The sequence below is a fragment of the Priestia abyssalis genome, from assembly GCF_002019595.1.
Lineage (GTDB): Bacteria > Bacillota > Bacilli > Bacillales > Bacillaceae_H > Bacillus_BA > Bacillus_BA abyssalis.
The window spans coordinates 1,195,871-1,215,657 of the sequence record NZ_KV917369.1; the positions used below are offsets into that span (position 1 = coordinate 1,195,871).

Annotated in this window: 17 protein-coding genes and 2 riboswitches; of the genes, 11 read left to right on the top strand and 6 right to left on the bottom strand. The window is 41.2% G+C overall.

The window, feature by feature from the left end; genetic code table 11:
- Positions 1-51 precede the first annotated feature (51 nt).
- The 4 genes from BK575_RS05520 to BK575_RS28335 all read left to right on the top strand — a co-directional run bounded on the left by BK575_RS05520 (position 52) and on the right by BK575_RS28335 (position 2,980).
- Complete coding sequence (locus BK575_RS05520; RefSeq protein WP_078409265.1) at positions 52-1,647, top strand: ABC-F family ATP-binding cassette domain-containing protein; 1,596 nt, start codon at positions 52-54, stop codon at positions 1,645-1,647.
- Positions 1,648-1,865: 218 nt separating this feature from the next.
- Positions 1,866-2,228, top strand: coding sequence for a cytochrome-c oxidase (locus BK575_RS05525; protein ID WP_078409266.1), 363 nt, complete (start codon positions 1,866-1,868; stop codon positions 2,226-2,228).
- 204 nt (positions 2,229-2,432) lie between these two features.
- Positions 2,433-2,696 carry a hypothetical protein gene (locus tag BK575_RS05530; RefSeq protein WP_078409267.1) on the top strand — a complete coding sequence of 88 codons (264 nt, stop codon included), beginning with the start codon at positions 2,433-2,435 and terminating at the stop codon, positions 2,694-2,696.
- Positions 2,697-2,821: 125 nt separating this feature from the next.
- Positions 2,822-2,980: a hypothetical protein gene (locus BK575_RS28335; protein ID WP_169907560.1), complete on the top strand. Its 159-nt coding sequence runs from the start codon at positions 2,822-2,824 to the stop codon at positions 2,978-2,980.
- Positions 2,981-3,143: 163 nt separating this feature from the next.
- Here the strand turns inward: BK575_RS28335 and BK575_RS29275 are convergent, their stop codons facing one another.
- Positions 3,144-3,266 carry a hypothetical protein gene (locus tag BK575_RS29275; protein WP_268877702.1) on the bottom strand — a complete coding sequence of 41 codons (123 nt, stop codon included), beginning with the start codon at positions 3,264-3,266 and terminating at the stop codon, positions 3,144-3,146.
- Between the two features lie 141 nt (positions 3,267-3,407).
- Between BK575_RS29275 and BK575_RS05535 the strand changes: the two genes are divergently transcribed.
- Positions 3,408-3,596: a hypothetical protein gene (locus BK575_RS05535; RefSeq protein WP_078409268.1), complete on the top strand. Its 189-nt coding sequence runs from the start codon at positions 3,408-3,410 to the stop codon at positions 3,594-3,596.
- A 106-nt stretch (positions 3,597-3,702) separates the two neighbouring features.
- Here the strand turns inward: BK575_RS05535 and BK575_RS05540 are convergent, their stop codons facing one another.
- Together BK575_RS05540 and BK575_RS05545 are read right to left on the bottom strand one after the other, a co-directional pair.
- Positions 3,703-4,515, bottom strand: coding sequence for a Cof-type HAD-IIB family hydrolase (locus BK575_RS05540; RefSeq protein ID WP_078409269.1), 813 nt, complete (start codon positions 4,513-4,515; stop codon positions 3,703-3,705).
- A gap of 2 nt (positions 4,516-4,517) precedes the next feature.
- Complete coding sequence (locus BK575_RS05545; RefSeq protein WP_078409270.1) at positions 4,518-5,282, bottom strand: DeoR/GlpR family DNA-binding transcription regulator; 765 nt, start codon at positions 5,280-5,282, stop codon at positions 4,518-4,520.
- Positions 5,283-5,426: 144 nt separating this feature from the next.
- Here BK575_RS05545 and BK575_RS05550 point away from each other — a divergent pair, with 144 nt between their 5' ends.
- Positions 5,427-6,473 (top strand): oxidoreductase, encoded by a 1,047-nt coding sequence (locus tag BK575_RS05550; RefSeq protein ID WP_078409271.1) that lies wholly within the window; start codon positions 5,427-5,429, stop codon positions 6,471-6,473.
- Positions 6,474-6,527: 54 nt separating this feature from the next.
- Here the strand turns inward: BK575_RS05550 and BK575_RS05555 are convergent, their stop codons facing one another.
- From BK575_RS05555 to BK575_RS05565, 3 genes are all read right to left on the bottom strand, one after another.
- The gene (locus tag BK575_RS05555) at positions 6,528-7,955 is read right to left on the bottom strand and encodes a carbon starvation CstA family protein (RefSeq protein ID WP_078409272.1); all 1,428 of its coding nucleotides are present in this window, start codon (positions 7,953-7,955) and stop codon (positions 6,528-6,530) included.
- A gap of 299 nt (positions 7,956-8,254) precedes the next feature.
- A complete protein-coding gene (gene metH / locus BK575_RS05560; RefSeq protein ID WP_078409273.1) occupies positions 8,255-11,695 on the bottom strand; it encodes a methionine synthase in 3,441 nt (1,146 codons plus the stop codon).
- Positions 11,673-13,529, bottom strand: coding sequence for a bifunctional homocysteine S-methyltransferase/methylenetetrahydrofolate reductase (locus tag BK575_RS05565; RefSeq protein WP_078409274.1), 1,857 nt, complete (start codon positions 13,527-13,529; stop codon positions 11,673-11,675). The genes metH and BK575_RS05565 overlap by 23 nt, the downstream gene beginning before the upstream one ends.
- 103 nt (positions 13,530-13,632) lie before the next feature.
- Positions 13,633-13,743, bottom strand: a riboswitch (SAM riboswitch).
- A gap of 458 nt (positions 13,744-14,201) precedes the next feature.
- Here BK575_RS05565 and BK575_RS05570 point away from each other — a divergent pair.
- The 5 genes from BK575_RS05570 to ribH all read left to right on the top strand — a co-directional run bounded on the left by BK575_RS05570 (position 14,202) and on the right by ribH (position 19,477).
- Positions 14,202-15,236 carry a YkvI family membrane protein gene (locus tag BK575_RS05570; RefSeq protein WP_078409275.1) on the top strand — a complete coding sequence of 345 codons (1,035 nt, stop codon included), beginning with the start codon at positions 14,202-14,204 and terminating at the stop codon, positions 15,234-15,236.
- A gap of 304 nt (positions 15,237-15,540) precedes the next feature.
- Positions 15,541-15,699: riboswitch (FMN riboswitch) on the top strand.
- Positions 15,700-16,038: 339 nt separating this feature from the next.
- Positions 16,039-17,130 (top strand): bifunctional diaminohydroxyphosphoribosylaminopyrimidine deaminase/5-amino-6-(5-phosphoribosylamino)uracil reductase RibD, encoded by a 1,092-nt coding sequence (gene ribD, locus BK575_RS05575; RefSeq protein ID WP_078414661.1) that lies wholly within the window; start codon positions 16,039-16,041, stop codon positions 17,128-17,130.
- A 1-nt stretch (position 17,131) separates the two neighbouring features.
- Positions 17,132-17,782, top strand: coding sequence for a riboflavin synthase (gene ribE, locus BK575_RS05580; RefSeq protein ID WP_078409276.1), 651 nt, complete (start codon positions 17,132-17,134; stop codon positions 17,780-17,782).
- Positions 17,783-17,798: 16 nt separating this feature from the next.
- Positions 17,799-18,992: a bifunctional 3,4-dihydroxy-2-butanone-4-phosphate synthase/GTP cyclohydrolase II gene (locus BK575_RS05585; protein ID WP_078409277.1), complete on the top strand. Its 1,194-nt coding sequence runs from the start codon at positions 17,799-17,801 to the stop codon at positions 18,990-18,992.
- A gap of 17 nt (positions 18,993-19,009) precedes the next feature.
- Complete coding sequence (ribH, locus tag BK575_RS05590; protein ID WP_078409278.1) at positions 19,010-19,477, top strand: 6,7-dimethyl-8-ribityllumazine synthase; 468 nt, start codon at positions 19,010-19,012, stop codon at positions 19,475-19,477.
- Positions 19,478-19,787 lie beyond the last annotated feature (310 nt).

Consider the following 19,787-nt stretch of genomic DNA (forward strand, 5'->3'; position numbering starts at 1 on the left):
TGGTATAATAAAAGTTATGTGCAATAACGAATAAAGGAGTAATAGCCATTTATGATTACAGTTAACAATGTTAGTTTACGTTACGGTGACCGAAAGTTATTTGAAGATGTAAACATTAAATTTACACCGGGCAACTGCTACGGATTAATTGGAGCGAACGGTGCAGGCAAATCCACTTTTTTAAAAATTCTATCAGGTGAAATTGAGGCGCAAACAGGCGATGTATTCATGGGTCCTGGAGAGCGTATGGCAGTATTAAAACAAAATCACTTTGAATATGAAGAACATGAAGTATTAAAAGTGGTCATTATGGGCCATGCTCGCCTGTATGAAGTGATGCAAGAAAAAGATGCAATTTATATGAAGGAAGATTTTTCAGATGAAGATGGAATGCGCGCTGCTGAGCTGGAAGGCGAATTCGCCGAGTTGAACGGTTGGGAAGCAGAATCAGAAGCAGCGATTCTGTTGAAAGGTCTTGGTATTCAAGAAGATCTCCATACGAAAAAGATGGCTGACTTAACGGGTGGGGAAAAGGTTAAAGTACTATTGGCACAAGCGTTATTCGGTAAACCGGATGTTTTATTACTGGATGAGCCGACGAACCACTTGGACATTAAAGCGATTCAATGGCTGGAAGAGTTTTTGATTAACTTTGAAAACACAGTTATTGTTGTGTCCCATGATCGTCACTTCTTGAACAAAGTATGTACGCACATTGCTGATCTTGATTTCAGCCGTATTCAAATTTACGTAGGAAACTATGATTTCTGGTATGAATCAAGCCAATTGGCTCAAAGAATGGCATCGGATGCGAACAAAAAGAAAGAAGAAAAAATTAAAGAGCTGCAAAACTTCATTGCGCGCTTTAGTGCGAATGCTTCTAAGTCTCGTCAGGCAACATCACGTAAAAAGATGTTAGATAAAATTACACTGGACGATATTAAACCGTCCTCTCGCCGCTATCCATTTGTTCATTTTGCACCGGACCGTGAAATCGGAAACGATTTGCTGCGTGTCGAAGGATTGACTAAAACGATTGATGGTGAAAAGGTATTAGATAACGTAAGCTTTATCATGAATAAGGATGATAAAATTGCGTTTGTAGGGTCAAATGAAGTGGCGTACACGACGTTATTTAAAATTTTAACGGGAGAAATGGAAGCCGACAGCGGTACGTTCAAATGGGGTGTGACAACATCTCAAGCCTATTTCCCGAAAGACAACTCTGAATACTTTGAGGGCTGCGATTTAACGTTAGTTGATTGGCTGCGTCAATATTCTCCGAAAGATGACAGCGAGAGCTTTTTACGCGGATTCTTGGGCAGAATGTTATTCTCTGGAGAAGAAGTAAAGAAAAAAGCAAGTGTTCTTTCCGGAGGAGAAAAGGTTCGCTGCATGTTATCCAAAATGATGCTGAGCGGTTCAAACGTTCTTTTATTAGACGAGCCAACGAACCATTTAGATCTTGAATCCATTACATCGTTAAATGATGGCTTAACGAACTTCAAAGGTTCGTTATTATTCACTTCCCATGACCATCAATTTATTCAAACGATCGCCAACCGCATTATTGAAATTAAGCCGGATGGCACAATGTTTGATAAGCAAGTAACGTATGATGAGTATCTTGAATTAATCAATAAATAAAAAAGAAGCAATCCAAGTTGTCACTTCAACTTGGATTGCTTCTTTTTTATTGAGTGCAGCAACTGAAGAGGGTCGCTTTATCCTGAATTAGGAAGCAGCAAGACCTAGATCCTTTATCCTTTATGTAGTATTTTTATGAAAAAAAGAGGGGATTTTGATTCTAACGGATTAAGGAAGAAAGTATGAATAGAGTATGGTATATAAAAAGGGGGGGAACGATGGGAGTTCGGCTTATTAAAGTCTCCGCTGTGTATTTTGCGATTGGGGCGTTACTAGGTTTTTACATGTCCATTGCCCATACTTACACGCTCACACCTGTTCATGTCCATATTAATTTACTAGGGTGGACGGCCTTAACACTAGCTGGGATCATTTATCATGTTTTTCCGCAAGCAGCTGCTACTAAAGCGGCAAAAATTCATTTTTGGCTTCATAATATCGGATTGCCTATCATGATGATTGCTCTTGCATTTGTGGTGCTGGGATATGAACAACTAGTCGCGTTTACGGCAATTGGAGGAACGATTACAGTCATTGCTGTGTTATTTTTCGTTTATAATGTGTTAAAAAACGTTAAATAAAAGAATGCACGAAAGTGATAAAAAACGCCGCGAACAGCTAGTTGGATTTCCATCAGCTTTTGCCGGCGTTTTATTTAATATATGGACAAAATACAGGGTTGTTTTGGGGGAAATTGTCGTCAAAATTAATCATTTATAAAAAGGGAAAACAGAAAGTATCCTCGAATAATAAAGTAATGTTAATTTTAAAGGAGGATGGAGAATATGAACGAACAAGAACAATTAAAACGTATCCGTGAATTGGCACATAACATTATTCAAAGCGGTTTGCAGGACGGTACTCATTATGATGAATGGCAATTGCGAAATGTCACTGAATTACTTGCTCGTTCAGTTGTAGATTTAACCAATTTAAACCTTGGTGCTGACATTGACCCTCCAACCTCATTAAAAGCAACGATAAGTAAGATGAAAATGGCCTATAATGAGATGGATTCACAGCAAAGGAAAAACGGTTCGGTTGTATAACAAATCATATTGAAAAGGCAGTTTAAAGGCAAAATGTTTACTGGCTAAGGAAACCATGATGTAATAATCATGAAGGCGTTCTTTTCTCCATATATTGAAAGAAAAGAGAAAAGTGGTGACGCTTCATGAACATCTCGTTTGAAACAGTTATTTTATGGTTGGTTTCAGGCGTATTTTTCTTTTTAATGCTTATGATCGTCTTATCACTCATATCCATTTTTATCAAACGTAAATCACGGCATCAAGAGGAAGAGAAACAAACAGAGTTTGATGAATTGGAGTAAAAGAAAGTAGTTCTAGAAGTTTTGAGACGCGGCATATATATTCACTTGTAGTAAGAGGCGAAGTCCAAAAATGCTTTGGACTTCGCCTCTTTTTTTGGGCTAATAAGAAAGTTTCTCTCTTTCAACGAACTCTGTTAGCCAAATGTTATGTACATATGCAGCATTATCTTTTCTTTGCTTGTTTAGCTGATTTTACGTCCATTTCTTTACTGAATTCCGTATCCGCTGCTAGGTTTGGATTGGCTGTTTCTTGACTTACTTTGTTTTGACGTCCTTTTTTTGCCATGGTTCATTCCTCCTTTCTTCTGACAACGAATGTAGTTTATACCTCCATAAATGTTTTTATTCATTCATAAGAGCAAATTTAATAGAGTTTATATTGTTTGCTTTTTCGTGTAAACTAACAAAAACAGGAGGAATGGTGAAAATGACGTTAAATGAACACGATTACGCCATTATTGAGCAAGCGCTGAAAACAGCTGCCGCCAATAGCACCGATTATGAGGAAATTTATCAGTATGAGGGTGTACTAAAGAAGTTGAAGCAAGAGACAGGTATGAAGTATCCTGTTCAGACTGACGGGTTTCGTTATGACTATGATGACTTCACCTCATAAAAAAGGCAAAGGGCTAATTTGGCCCTTTGCCTTTTTAGTAAGAAAGTTTAAAGTTTTCGACATTCATGTCTAGCTCCATTGCCTATATGAGCTGCTTGTGCTTTTCTTATGAGTGAGTCACATTTTGTTCACAGGCATTTTTCTCAAGAATCACCTTTACGACTTCGCTTACCGTATCAACGACATAAGCCGCTTCTTTTTTCACATCTTCATGCGCATGGGAAATAGCAAAGCTGTTCGGTGTTAGTTTGAACATAGGGATATCATTAAAGGAATCTCCTACACAGGCAATTTCTTCGGGGTTAAGCTGCAAGTGTTTTAACAAGACTAAAAGGGCATTTCCTTTACTGATGTTTTTCGGCATAATGTCCAGGCAGCCCTTTTCAGAAATGAACGTATCTACATCTTCGTGAAAAACATCCTGAATGGCTTGCTGCATTTCCAATACTTCCTCATGATGGCCTAATACGGTAATTTTAGAAGGGGTAAGTGACTGGCCGATTTCGGTTAACATATTGCCTTGCTCTTCAATTGGAAAGAAAAAGCGCTCTTCAATTTGCTGAATAATCTCATTCTTTTGTGCGACAAAGTTGATGTTATCAGAGCAAACGATGGTAATGTAACGATCTGAGCAAGCTGATTCATACAGTTTTTTAGCAAGTTCGTGTTCAAAAGTGCAAGAGTGAAGGGAAATATGATCATTGGTCAGCACAAATGCTCCGTTTTGGCTTACACGGTGGAATTGATCTCCAACGGCTTTCGCCACTTCCATAATTTCATTGTCCATTCTGCCTGAAGCGAGACAAATGTCTACATTATGCTTCCGCAATTGTTTTAATGCTTCTATATCATGGGGCGCCACTTGATTTTTTTTATCAATTAACGTTCCATCTAAATCACTGACTAATAATTTAATCATTTTTAAACTCCTCTCGTTGTTAAAAGCTCAATCTCATATTGGTCAACAATACTTTGAAATGAATCATCAGGAGAACAATAAGTCACAATAATATCAATGTCTTCTAAAGGACATACATTGTAAAACATTTGCTTTCCGAACTTCGATTGATCGGCCAGGACAATGACTTGATTAGCCCGCTTAATCATTTCTTTCACAAGCAGTCCTTCCTCTTCATAAGGAGTTGACAGTCCGCTTTGAGTAATTCCGCATGCACCTAAAAAAAGCTTATCTACATGGTAGTTGCGAAGCATCTCAATGGCAGCCGCTCCGTATATATACTGCTGGGAATGGTGGAGCTGTCCTCCTAATAAATGAATGGAAGCCACTTCTTTTTTTGACAATGTACTCGCAATTTGGATGGAATTTGTTACAATCGAATTTTGTTTCGTTTGCAAATAGTCAGCAATGAATTCAACGGTAGTAGATGCATCCAAAATAAGATACTCGTAATCTTTTATAAGGGAAACAGCCCGTTTGGCAATTTCTTTTTTTGCCTCGGGAACGTGTTTCAACCGCTGCTCATAGCTGGAAACTTCTTTAGAAAGGGCCGGTAAAATAGCGCCTCCCCTTGTTCGAACGATAGCTCCTTGTTCATCCAGCTTTACAAGATCCCTTCGTGCCGTATCCCGGGAAACTTCAAATTGCTCGCAAATATCTTCAATGCTGATTCGTTTATGTTTTTTTAAATGTTGTAAAATCTCTATCAATCGTTCTTCTTGATACATGGCAGCACCTCAATATCATCTGTAAGTATATTTTAAGTGATATTAAGTTAATATGCAATTTCTTAATCGATTTTTACGTATAAATTTACAAAAACATTATAAACGCTTAAAATATAAGAAAATACATAAAAGGAGAGAAGCAGAATGAAAACATTGCAAGTCGGGCTTGTCGGATACGGCTTATCGGGACAAGTATTCCACGCTCCGTTTGTACATACGCATTCCCATATGAATTTAAAGAAGGTTGTAGAAAGAAGAAGTGCAAAATCAAAGGAACACTATCCGTATGTAGAAGTTGTGGCCTCCTACGAAGAATTGCTGGCAGATGAAGAGATAGATGTTGTCATCATTACGACTCCAAATGAATTCCATTTTTCAATGGTGAAGGATGCCATCTTGAAACGGAAACATGTCGTTATTGAAAAGCCGTTCACGGTGACATCTAAGGAAGCCATGGAGCTGACAGAATTAGCCGGTGAATATGGTGTCAAGCTCTTTGTTTATCATAATCGCCGCTGGGATGGTGATTTTAAAACAGTCAAAAAGATTATCGAACAGGGTTTGCTTGGGGATATTGTTGAATTTGAATCTCATTTTGACCGGTTTCGCAATTATTTTAAGGAAAATGCATGGAGGGAAGAAGACCGTCCGGGTTCAGGCATTTTGTATGATCTCGGTTCCCACTTAATTGATCAATCACTCGTGTTATTCGGTACACCTGATGCGGTCACCGCTCATACAAGCATTCAGCGGAAAGGCGGGAAATCCGTAGATGCTTTTGATGTGCGCCTTCATTATCCAGAGGTAAGCGTAACGTTAAAAGCGGGTATGCTTGTCAGGGAGCTTGGCCCTCGTTTCACTCTTCATGGTACAGAAGGGTCTTTTGTTAAATATGACTTGGATCCGCAGGAAAATGCACTTCGCCAAGGAAGCATGCCAACAGACAGCGGGTACGGGATAGAAGACGAGGGATGTTGGGGAACCTTGAATGCGACGATCAACGGTTTGCATTATCATGGCAAAATTGAGACGCTGCCTGGAAGTTACCAAGATTTTTACCAAAATGTATATGAAGCCGTAACAGAAGGAAAAGAGCTGGAAGTGAAACCGGAACAGGGTGCCACCGTTATCAGAATCATTGAATTAGCGGAACAAAGTGCACGCGAAAAACGAACCATTTCATTTGAATAGACGCAAAAAGAGGAGAGCGGGGGCTCTCCTCTTTTTGCAGATCACACACATTACTTAAGCTGCCACTTCTGTCTCTATTTTTTGGTGGTGGCGTCGAATTTGATAAGCGTACCAAGTTGTTACGGCTAACGTAATCACCGTTCCGATCATCATCGACGTTTGGTAACTTAACTTAAATCCTTCAGGAGCATAGAAAATATAAGTACTCACAACGCCTGTCATAAATAGGGCTGGGATTCCGCAAATCCAATGGAATTTGCCGTGACGTAAACAGTAGACAGTAGCTGTCCATAATGTCACTGTTGCAACAAGCTGGTTAGACCAGCCCACATAACGCCATAAGAATGAATAATCAATCGTTGATAAATAAAAAGCTGGAATCGTGACTGGTATTGAATAAAGAAATGCTTGCTTCAGGCCGGCGTTCTCACCTTTAGCTCCAACTAATTCTGCCAAAATCATGCGCGATGAACGAAGAGCCGTATCACCTGTTGTAATAGGTAAGATGATAACCCCTAAGATGGCTAAAATTCCACCTAATTGACCAAGAAGGGAAGTTGAAATTTCATTGACAGCTCCTCCTGGACCACCTGCTGCGATGGCTTCTTGCAGCCCTGTCGTACCGCCGAAGAATGTCATACCCGCAGCTGCCCAAATCAACGCGATGATACCTTCTCCAATCATAGCTCCATAAAACACCTTGCGGCCTTCACGCTCATTTTTAAGTGTTCTGGCAATAATCGGACTTTGTGTACAATGGAAGCCGGAAATGGCTCCACATGAGATTGTAACCATCAATAAAGGCCAGATTGGCAGTTCGCCCGGATGAAGGTTTTCCAAAGTGACATTTGGAATTGGTTTGCCTGAGAATAAAAGGGCTCCTGCGATGGCAACTGCCATAAAAATCAAAATGGCACCGAACAGCGGATAAATTTTACCGATTACTTTATTAACCGGTAAAACGGTCGCTAACAAGAAATAAACAAAAATAAGAACGAGTACTGTACTAAAAGATAGTGGAGTTAACTGTGAAATCAATTGTGCTGGCCCTGCTGTGAACGCAGCGGCTACTAAAATCATTAAAACGAGAGATACGACGTTTGTGATGATTTTTACGTTTTTTCCTAAATAACGTCCTACAAGAGCCGGATATTGTGCGCCGCCGTGACGAAGGGACATCATACCGGAAAAATAGTCATGGACCGCTCCGGCAAAAATACATCCTACCACAATCCAAATAAAGGCGACCGGTCCATATAAAGCACCCGTTATCGCACCATAGATCGGGCCTAGTCCCGCAATATTCAATAATTGGATGAGCCAGCCTTTCCACCATGGCATCGGCATATAATCAAGGCCGTCCGTTTTTGTATAGGCAGGTGTTTCGTTATTGGGATCCATGCCAAAAATTCGGTCAACCACCCGTCCGTAAAACATATAGCCTAAGATTAAAAGTGCGATTGACGCGAGAAAAGTAAGCATGTTTGAAACCTCCTTCTGTACCACTAATTTAAATTTTCTGAAAATATATACATATATTAACAAAGTCCGACAAATACCGCAATATATTTTTCTGAAAAAATTAAAATTTCTAACAATTTAGAAGCGCTTACATTTTCAAAGGTAAGAAATCGCTGGGATGGGGGAGGAAAGAGGGGATGATTATTTCGGTACAGAAAGAAGTATCTTCTTAAAATAATAAAAACCGTCATATGAATCATTGAGAGATTCATATGACGGTTTGACAGAAGCAGCTTACTTCTTTTTAAAGAAGTCCTCTACTATAAAACATTAAAATAGCGCGCTTCCGGATGGGCAAATACGATAGCGGAAACAGATGCTTCAGGTTCCATCATAAAGCCGTCCGTTAACTGAATTCCGATTTTTTCCGGCTGGATGAGCTTAAACAATTTTTCCTGGTCTTCTAAGTTCGGGCATGCCGGATAACCGAATGAATAGCGCTGGCCCTGGTATTTGGCCGTCAGGCGCTGCTCCATCGTGAAATCCGGGGAATCCGGGAATCCCCATTGATCGCGAATTTGCTGATGGACGCGTTCCGCCAATGCTTCTGCCGTTTCAAGAGCCAGTGCCTGCAGAGCATGGCTTTTTAGGAAATCGCCTTTTTCTTTAAAGTTCTGGGCGAGTTCACGGATCCCTTTTCCAGCTGTTACAGAAAACAGGCACACGTAATCCATTTCATTTGAATCGACCGATTTCACATAGTCTGACAAGCATAAGAATGGTTCTTTCGCCTGACGCGGGAAGTTGAACGTCTCCAGAACAGTTTGCGGCTGATCCGGATGATAAATGATAAGATCATTTCCATCGGATTGTACCGGGAAGAACTGGTATAAAGCGGCAGGCTGGATTAAACGGTCTCTTTTCGCCAGCTGCAACAGCTCATCGACTACTTCTTTCACTTTTAACGTTCGTTCATCTTTTTCTTTCAATAGACGCGAAATTTTTCCTTTGACGCCTAAATGATGGCCCAACAGCATTTGCCAGTTAATGTACGGCTCAATATGCGCGACATCGTATTGACGAATAATATGCGGCTTTGTATCGGCCGGTACAAAAACAGGTGCTGATGTTGACACAGTTGAGCGAGTGAGGGTGGCCACCGCAGATTGTGCTACCTCTCTTTCAGGAGCGGCTGCAGAAATTTCCTGTTTTTCCTTCAAGGTTGCCAGTAACTGTTTACTCGCTTCTTTGTCTTGCAATTGGTTCGCTAATGATAAGCCGTCCATGGCATCTTTCGCATAAAAGACTGGACCTTCATATTCTGCGGCAATTTTGTTATCGGTAAACTTGCGCGATAGGGCGGCGCCACCGACTAAAATCGGAACGTCAATGTCGGCTTGTTTCATATCTTGTGCGGTTAATACCATCTGCTGAGCCGATTTGACGAGCAATCCCGATAAGCCGACGATATCCGGCTTTTCTTTTCTAACAGCGGCAATTAATTCTTGAGGTGCGACTTTAATCCCTAAGTCGACCACTTTAAAGCCGTTATTGCTTAAAATAATATCTACTAAGTTTTTACCGATGTCATGTACATCGCCTTTTACTGTAGCAAGCAATACTTTTCCTTTTCCGCTGTCGTCTTTCTTTTCCATATGCGGCTCTAAAAAGGCAACAGATGCTTTCATGACCTCTGCGCTCTGCAGTACCTCGGCAACAATAAGCTGGTTGTCGTTGAACAATCGTCCTACCTCGGCCATTCCCTCCATAAGCGGTCCATTGATGATGTCGAGAGGGTTTGGATATTTTGCGAGAGCCTTTTCCAAATCCGGAAGCAGGCCTTCCTTCGTTCCTTCAACGACGTAGTTTGCCAGTCGTTCTTCCAGCGTTAAATTACTTGCTTGGACTTTGACTGTCTTCTTTTTATCGCGGTAGAAGTCTGTGAATGTCGCCAATGTCTCATCATTTGTACGGAAAAGGAGGTCATCGGCAAGCTTGATTTCTTCTTCTGGAATGGAAGCATAGCGCTCCAGCTTTTCCGTGTTGACAATCGCATAATCGAGTCCTGCTTGTGTACAGTGATATAAATAGACGGCGTTTAATACTTCACGTCCGACAGGCGGAAGACCAAATGAAACGTTGCTTACACCGAGAATCGTTAAACAGTCAGGTAATGCTTTTTTAATAAGCGCAATTCCTTTAATCGTTTCTTCGGCGGATCCAATATATTGTTCATCACCTGTTCCGACAGGGAAGACAAGCGGATCGAAAATGATGTCTTTTGGATTGAAGCCGTATTTATTCACAAGTAAATCGTGGGAGCGTTTGGCAATTTCAAGCTTACGCTCAGCCGTTACAGCCATTCCTATTTCGTCGATTGTCCCGACGACGAGAGCTGCTCCAAATTTTTTAACAAGCGGTAAAACGGCTTCAAATCGCTCTTCGCCGTCTTCAAGATTGATGGAGTTGATAATGGCTTTCCCCTGCGAATAGCTGAGGGCACGTTCAATAACCGCTTCATCGGTTGAATCGATTACTAAAGGAGCTTTTACCTTCTTCACAACTTCTTTAATGAAAATCTCCATATCTTCAATTTCTTCACGATCCGGGTCGGCCAAGCAAATATCGATAACGTGAGCACCGTTTTTCACTTGAGCACGGGCAACTTCAGCCGCTTCTTCAATTTTACCCTCTGCAATAAGACGCTTAAATTTACGTGAGCCGATAACATTCGTACGTTCACCGACAAAAAGCGGGCGCATCGAATCGTCATAAATAAGAGGCTCAATACCCGAAACAGCATGAGGGTGAGAGTCCGTTGGAATGCCCCTAGGCTTGACATCTTTTACAGCATCCGCTAATGCCGCGATATGGTCAGGTGTCGTACCGCAGCATCCCCCGACAATGTTCAGCCAGCCCTTTTCAGCAAAACCAACGATTTTCTTCGCTAAAAGCTCAGGAGATTCATGGTAATTTCCTTCTTCGTCCGGTAATCCTGCATTTGGGTAACAGCTTACTGCTGTCGTCGAAAGGGCAGAAAGTGAACGAATATGATCGGTCATAAACTCAGGGCCTGTCGCACAGTTTAAGCCGACAGAAAGAGGCTCCATATGCTCAAGGGAAAGGTAGAATGCTTCAATATCCTGGCCGGCAAGCGTTGTTCCCATCGGTTCAATGGTTCCGGAAATCATGATCGGCAGCTTTTTGTTTGCTTTTTCAAACGCTTGGGAGATCCCTAAGAATGCTGCTTTGACGTTCAGTAGATCTTGACACGTTTCCACCAGCAGGAGGTCAGCCCCGCCGTCAATCAATCCACGGGTTTGTTCTTCGTAAGACTCGATAAGCTCCTGGAAGGTGATACCTCCTGTAACGGACAATGTTTTCGTCGTCGGTCCCATTGACCCTGCCACATAGCGCGGCTTTTCGGGTGTAGAATATTTGTCGCAGGCTTCTTTTGCTAGCTTGGCTGACACGACGTTTAACTCGTAGGCGAGGTGGCTTATATCATACTCGTCCAATACAACGGATGTGGCGCCGAAGGTATTTGTTTCAACAATGTCTGCTCCTGCTTTTAAATACTCTTCGTGGATGGAGCGGATGACATCAGGAGCGGTAAGGGATAAGTATTCGTTACATCCTTCATACAGCTCGCCGCCGAAATCATCGGCTGTTAAGTTGGCAGCTTGAATCATTGTTCCCATTGCACCGTCCAGGACGAGAATTCTTTCTTTTAATTGATTACGAATGGAGGATTGATTCATGATGATCTTCCTTTCTGATACGTTCTTTGTCATGAATATATTTTGTCAGTTCAACCGTCATTTCATAGCGCATAAACGGCGTAATTAAGTAAATGCCATTAAATAAATCATAAGCCGCATCAATAAGATGTTTGGCGATAGCGATGCCTTCACGCGCACCCTTTTCATTATCGTTTTCTGTTGCATCCATGCGTGCCAAAATATCATCGGACAACTTAATCCCAGGTACTTCATGATGAAGAAAACGAGCATTACGTGCGCTTGTCAGCGGCATAATCCCAATATAAACGGGAGCTTGCAAATGTTTTGTTGCTTCATGAATATCTTCGATTTGCGAGACGGAGTAAACAGGCTGAGAAATAAAGTAATGAGCACCGCAAGCAATTTTTTTCTCTAATCTCAGTACCGCTTTATCAAGATGTCTTACATTTGGATTAAAGGCGCCGGCAATTGAAAAATTCGTTTTTTGGCCGAGTGGTTTACCGGAGTAAGAAAGGCCTTCATTAAATTGGGCAATCAGACTGATCAAATCAAATGAAGATAAATCATAAACAGAAGTGGCGCCAGGGAAATCACCAATTTTAGAGGGATCTCCTGTGACTGCAAGAATTTGATTGATTCCTAATGTATGAAGCCCCATTAAGTGAGACTGCAAGCCGATTAAATTGCGATCACGGCACGTAATATGCACAAGCGGTCGCACGTCCGTTTTATGCTGTAAAAGAGATGCCATCGCCAAGTTGCTGATTCTTGGTGAGGCGAGTGAGTTGTCAGCAAGCGTAACGGCATCGACCCCGATATCATGTAATGCTTTAGCTCCGGTCATAAATTTCTCAATTCCAAATTGTTTTGGAGGATCAAGCTCAACAATGACGGAACGGCGCTCTTGAACGATATCATGAATATGCGGCAGCGTTTCCTCGACTGATTCTTGAATTTGGACAACAGGACGTTCTTTTGTTTGCTTTACGGTAACGGGCTCTTGATTCTTTAACGCAGAAGAGATGGCTTCGATATGAGCGGGAGTGGTGCCGCAGCAACCGCCGATCAACCGAACTCCTTGTTCATGGAAAGCAAGGGCTGTTTCCTGAAAATACTTGCTGTCTGTTTCATAAACAAGTCTTCCATCTACATAATCCGGCAAACTTGCATTCGGGTAAGCAGATAAAAAGGAATGGTTTGGAAGAGGAACTTCTTCCAGCGATTCAATCATATGATAAGGGCCGAGACGACAATTGATGCCAACAACATCTGCTCCAAGAGCCTCAAGTTGGGTGAATGCATCACTTAAATGTGTGCCGCCTTGCAGGACGCCTTTTTCATGCAGAGAAACGTGGGCGATGATTGGTTTATCTGTTTCCTTACGGGCTATGGTCAAAACGGTCTTCAGTTCTTCAAGATCATAGTATGTTTCTAATAAAATGCTATCGACGTCTTCGTGAAGAAGCCAAAACAGCTGTTCTCGGAAGTTTCGCTTTATTTCTTCTATAGTGATGGTGGACTTCGTTAAAGCGCGGATTCCGCCGATTGTCCCTGCAACATAGGCCGTTCCTTCGGCCGCTTCCTTCGCGATTTTTGCAGCAGCTATATTAAAAGTCTTCACTTCATCTTCTAGGCCATAGCGTGCCAGCTTATGGTAGTTGGCTCCGTATGTGTTCGTTTGGATGATATTTGAGCCCGCTTTTAAATAAGCCTCATGAACACGAAAGACTTCATCACGCTTTGTTACATTCAACTGTTCAAAGCAGCTGTCTACACCATGAGCATATAAAAGTGTGCCCATAGCTCCGTCCCCAATTAAAATATGAGACTTCAAGTCTTGTAATAATCCCATTGTTATTCCTCCTTATACTTACTCATTCTTTTCGGAAGGGGGAATGATGATAAACACAAAAGGCCTTCTTATTTAAGAAGAAGACCTTTTAATCAAAACCCTCTTCTTATCTGCCAAGCATGGTTCCCTGCTTCGCTGGATTTAGCACCTTGTCACGCCGTGACTGGTTGCTGAGGCTTCAAAGGGCCAGTCCCTCCACCTCTCTTGATAAGAATGATGTATGAAATTTTAAATTATAATATTTAACTTATCTGATTTTTGATAATTATACAACATATTTTTTATTCTGGACAGTCTCTTGTGAACGACTATTCAAAAAATTAATACATTATGAATATTGAAAAATATAGAGAGGCGACTAAAAAATTATGTTTCAAAAAATATATAGATCGATTTAGAAAATTCGACATGACCAAAGAACGACTATGTCGAATTTTCTAGACCTTTGAGCGCGGATTCAAGCTGTCTGGACCACAGATTGTGAATGCTTTTCAAGTGAATGAAGACGTGTCGATTTATTAAATGGAATTTATAGAGAATTAAGATGAAAAACAATAGAATACAGCCATTGCAGAAACAGCTTTAATAGATAGCATCAATGAGAATAGCTCGTCTTTTTTTAAAACAACGTCATATAGTGTAGTATTAGCAGTTTGAAAAAAGGGTGAGACGATGAACAAAGAGTGGAAAAGAGTATTGCAAGTGGCCGCTACTTATATTGGAACGGTCGTAGGAGCCGGATTTGCAACGGGGAAAGAAATTGTCCAATTTTTTACCCAATATGGTACATATGGCTTGATTGGAATTATTGTCAGCGGTTTATGTTTTGTATGGCTTGGATCAAAAATGATGGTCATGGCACATGAAATTGGAGCGGAATCCTATCAGCAGCTAAATAATTATTTATTTGGAAAAAACATCGGGAAAATTGTCAACTTGTTTACGATCTTCACTTTATTTGGCATCACCTCTGTTATGTTGGCAAGCACAGGCTCCATCGTCAAGGAGCAGCTCGGCTGGTGGCCCCAAATCGGTATGATTTTAACGGTATTGCTTGCGTATCTTTCCATCATGAAAGGCATTGAAGGAATTATGATGGTCAATTCGCTTGTTGTGCCGATGATGTTGATTTTTTCGGTCATCATCATAGTCCCATACATCGGCCACTTCTCTTTTCTGCAAGTATCGTCGGTCCAATTGTTAACTGGCGATGTCAATTGGATGGTCAGTCCGTTTTTGTATGTGGCGTTTAACTTAGCTATGGCTCAAGCGGTATTGGTGCCTCTTGGTTTTGAAATCAAGGATCGTAAAATTATTCAGAGAGGGGCGGTCCTTGGGGGTATCGGACTTACATTTATGATGGTTGCAGCCCATTTGGCCCTTTCAAATTTGCCTTATACCTTTCAACTTGATATTCCAATGAGTGAAGTGATTAAAAATGTCGGCGTGTGGATAAACTGGCTGTTTTTAATTGTCATTTACGGAGAAATATTTACCACGCTTATTGGAAATGTATTTGGCATGGCCCGTCAATTTCAAACGATTCTTCCTGCGCGTGAAAGTACATGGATTATGGTAATTTTGCTTCTTTGCTTCACGATCGGTCAAATTGGCTACAGTTCTTTATTAACAGCCTTGTATCCGTTATTCGGCTATATGGGATTGGCATTCATTTTTATGCTTTGGCTAAAAAAGTCAAACTTATAAGAGCAGTTGTTCTCTACCTTTCAAATGGATAGTTCGCTGAAAGCTCCTTCCCTCAATTCTTTCGTTTGGTGATGTATTTTTAAAGAGAATGATTCACGCTCCCTGATTAACCAGGGGTGTGAATCATTCTTTTATTGTTTCGTTTTTCTTGTTATTTCAATAGCCTAATCTGTCTGAACAGCTGTTTCCGTCTTCCTGTTCTTTCATCTCCAATAAGCATAACAAAATTTATAAAAGGCTATAGAAACAAATTGCGTGATTTTTGTCTTTTTATCTGTTACACTATTCTCAAACTTCATAAATTTATATCCTTCGGGGTCGGGTGAAATTCCCAACCGGCGGTGATAAAACGGAAACGTTTTTAAGCCCGTGACCCGTTTGTCCGTTGCATAAAAGCGGGATAAACGGTGGATTCAGTGAAAATCTGGAGCCGACAGTATAGTCTGGATGGGAGAAGGATCAGAGTTGCAGGTTTCGACGCTTTTATTTGCTTGTTTTACGAGTGAAAAAGGTTTATTTGGTTCGCGTATAATGTATGATTAAAACGGAAGTTTTTTTTGCATACATTTTTTAGCACCAATCCACCTTTATAGTAGCAGTTGTCATCTTGCTTATTTGGCATGTGAAAAATATGCTTAAAAACTGATTCGTCTCAACCAACCCCTAGGAAACAAGGACTAGGGGTTTTTTATTTGGCCATAATAAAGTAAAAAACTTCGCTTCGTGAGTTTTGTCGGCCCGTTAAAGCGGGATAAATTGGGCAAATAAAAAATATAAGGAGAAATGTTGGGAGGCGATGGAGCTGAAAGATTACGATTATATGAAGCTGGCCATCGAGCTGGCAAAAGCAGCAAAAGGGCAGACAAGCCCTAATCCCGTTGTTGGATCAATCGTGGTAAACAATGGTGAAGTAGTTGGCATGGGTGCACACTTAAGAGCAGGAGAAGCACATGCGGAAGTACATGCATTAAAAATGGCCGGCGAGAAAGCAAGAGGGGGAACGATTTATGTAACGATTGAACCTTGCTCGCATCATGGGAAAACGCCGCCATGCGCTGATCTTATCATCGAAAAAGGGCTAGCGAAAGTAGTGGTTGCTTCGCTCGATCCAAATCCCCTTGTTTCAGGTCGAGGAATCGAACGAATCAAAGCGGCGGGGATCTCTGTAGAGACGGGGATATTAAAAGAAGAAGCGGATGCTTTGAACAAAGTCTTTTTTCATTATATCAAAACGGGAACTCCATACGTAACGTTAAAAACAGCCAGCAGCCTTGACGGGAAGACCGCAACGGTAACGGGAGAAAGCAAGTGGATTACAGGTGAGGAAGCCAGATTGGATGTACATCAATTACGTCACGAACATGACGGCATTTTAGCGGGGGTTCAAACCGTTATTGCCGATAATCCAAGCTTAACGACACGTCTCCCAAATGGGGGAAAGCATCCAATTCGAATTGTTCTCGACCATAAATTAAGAATACCGGAAGAGAGTACATTGCTGCATGATGGACAAGCACCTACTTGGATTATTACAGGAAATAATATTGATTCTGAAAAAACAGATCGTATTCGCAATTCGTTTGTAGAAGTTTTTCCGCTCTCCAGTGAAACCATTCATATTGACGAAGTATTGATATTCCTTGGAGAAAAGGGCGTCACATCTCTTTTAGTGGAAGGCGGTTCAACCATTCATGGAAGCTTTTTAAAGGCGGGCCGGTTCAATGAAGTCATTTCATACGTTGCTCCGAAACTTATCGGTGGAAAGGATGCTCCCGCTTTGTTCGGAGGAGAAGGAATTCCGAATATTGATGAAGCCGTTCCATTAAAGATTCAATCTGTCCAACAGATCGGCAATGATTTAAAAATAACAGCTGTACCGTTAGAAGGTGAATGATATGTTTACGGGAATTATTGAAGAAATCGGCAGAATCCAACATATTCAAAAAGGGAAAGATGCGGTTGAAATTGCTATTAAAGCGAACAGTATTTTGGAAGACGTAAAGCTCGGTGACAGTATCGCGGTAAATGGAGTTTGTTTAACCGTTACTTCTTTTTCAAATAATGAATTTACGGTTGATGTCATGCCGGAAACGATTGCTGCCACTAGCTTAAAAATGCTGAATCGAGGAGATGCCGTCAATTTAGAAAGAGCGATGGCGGCTAACGGACGTTTTGGCGGTCACTTTGTCAGCGGGCATGTTGATGGAATGGGAAAAATTATCAATAAATCACCAAGAGGAAATGCGGTTTATTATGAAATTGAAGTGGAACCGGATTTAGCTGATTTTATGATTTTAAAAGGGTCCGTAACGGTTGACGGGACAAGTTTAACGATTTTTGGCTTAACCAGCCATTCGTTTACTATTTCTCTTATCCCCCACACATCATCACATACGATCTTAGGAGAAAAAGCAGCGGGGGACATTGTAAATATCGAGTGCGATATGCTTGCGAAATATATACGGAAAATGATGGTGAAAGAGCAGCCGGCTCCCAAAAGTTCTATCACATACAATTTGCTCCACGAGCATGGATTTACAAATTAAAGGAAGGGGTGGTTTTATGTTCCATCGTATTGACGAAGCCCTTGATGATTTAAAGCAAGGGAAGGTTATTATCGTTTGTGATGATGAAGACCGTGAAAACGAAGGAGACTTTGTGGCTTTAGCAGAAAAAACGACTGCCGAAACGATTAATTTCATGGCAACACACGGTAAAGGACTTATTTGTACACCCATTTCTGAAGAATTAGCGCAGAGTTTAGACTTAAAGCCAATGGTTGGAGAAAATACCGACCCGCATGGAACAGCCTTTACGGTTAGTATCGATTATAAAACAACCACAACGGGCATTAGTGCATTTGAACGTGCAGACACTATTCAAGCTTTGCTAAATAGTGAAGTAAAAGCAGGAGATTTCCGCCGTCCGGGCCATGTATTTCCGCTTGTTGCCAAAAAAGGCGGAGTATTAAGACGTGCCGGTCATACAGAAGCAGCGATTGATTTGGCCGTTTTATCAGGAGCGAAGCCTGCCGGGGTCATTTGTGAAATCATGAAAGAAGATGGAACGATGGCGCGAGTCCCGGATTTAGTGGAAATTGCCAAGACATTCGACTTAAAAATGATTACCATTAAGGACTTAATCGCTTACCGTAGAAAGCATGATAAATTGGTTCAACGTGAAGTGGACATTCAGCTGCCGACCTCATTTGGTCATTTCCAGGCAGTCGGATTTTCAAACATTGTGGATAACCAAGAACATATGGCCCTTGTAAAAGGAGAGATTTCTCCCGATGAACCGGTGTTAGTTCGTGTTCATTCGGAATGTTTAACAGGTGACGTGTTTGGATCGCACCGCTGTGATTGCGGTCCTCAGCTACATGCAGCCCTATCCCAAATTGAGCAAGAAGGCAAAGGAATTTTACTTTACATGCGCCAAGAAGGAAGAGGAATAGGGCTGTTAAATAAATTGAGAGCCTATAAGTTACAAGAAGAAGGCTATGACACAGTCGAAGCGAATGAAAAGCTTGGCTTTGCAGCAGACTTGCGTGACTACGGAGTCGGAGCGCAAATATTAAAAGAGCTGGGGGTTCAAAAAATGAAACTGTTAACGAACAACCCTCGAAAAATTGCCGGGCTCGAAGGCTATGACCTGGAAATCGTGGAACGCGTTCCACTGCAAATGCCAGTGCTAAAAGACAATGAGCGTTACTTGAATACAAAGATAGAAAAACTTGGACATTTATTACATTTATAATTGGAGGAGAAATTAAGATGGCAAAAGTATTTGAAGGACATTTAGTAGGAACAGGATTACGTGTAGGAATTGTTGTAGGGCGTTTCAATGAATTTATTACAAGTAAATTGCTGGGGGGAGCCCTCGATGCTTTAAAGCGACACGGAGTAGAAGAGGATCATGTAGATGTAGCTTGGGTTCCAGGAGCATTTGAAATTCCGCTTATTGCAAAGAAAATGGCAGAATCCAAAAAATATGATGCGGTTATTACGTTAGGTACCGTGATTCGCGGGTCCACTCCTCACTTTGACTATGTTTGCAATGAAGTGGCGAAAGGAGTTTCTTCCCAAACCCTTCAAACAGGAGTTCCAATCATCTTCGGTGTATTAACAACAGAGAACATCGAGCAAGCCATTGAGCGCGCCGGTACGAAAGCTGGAAATAAAGGCTGGGAAGCAGCAGCATCAGCGATTGAAATGGCCAATTTAACGAAAGAGTTGTATTGATAAAGAAGGAAGTCCAAGGCAATATAACCCGTCTTGGACTTTCTTTTTTCTATAGTGAATAATTAAAGGGGATTGTTTTACCCTAATTAGTATTGAGAGTCGAAATAGCAGGAAATAAAAAAATATATTTTTTAGAAAATAAAGGAAACTTCTATCTGTGGGTACCTTACTTCCTGCTAATGCGGAACAAATTGTTTTTGATTTTTTCTAAAAACGGTGCCATTTCCATTGACGTTAAAACCGTTTCTTATGTAATATGTAAGGACGAGTAATGAGTAGTGCCAAGTGAAAAATAGGGGAGTGAAGGATT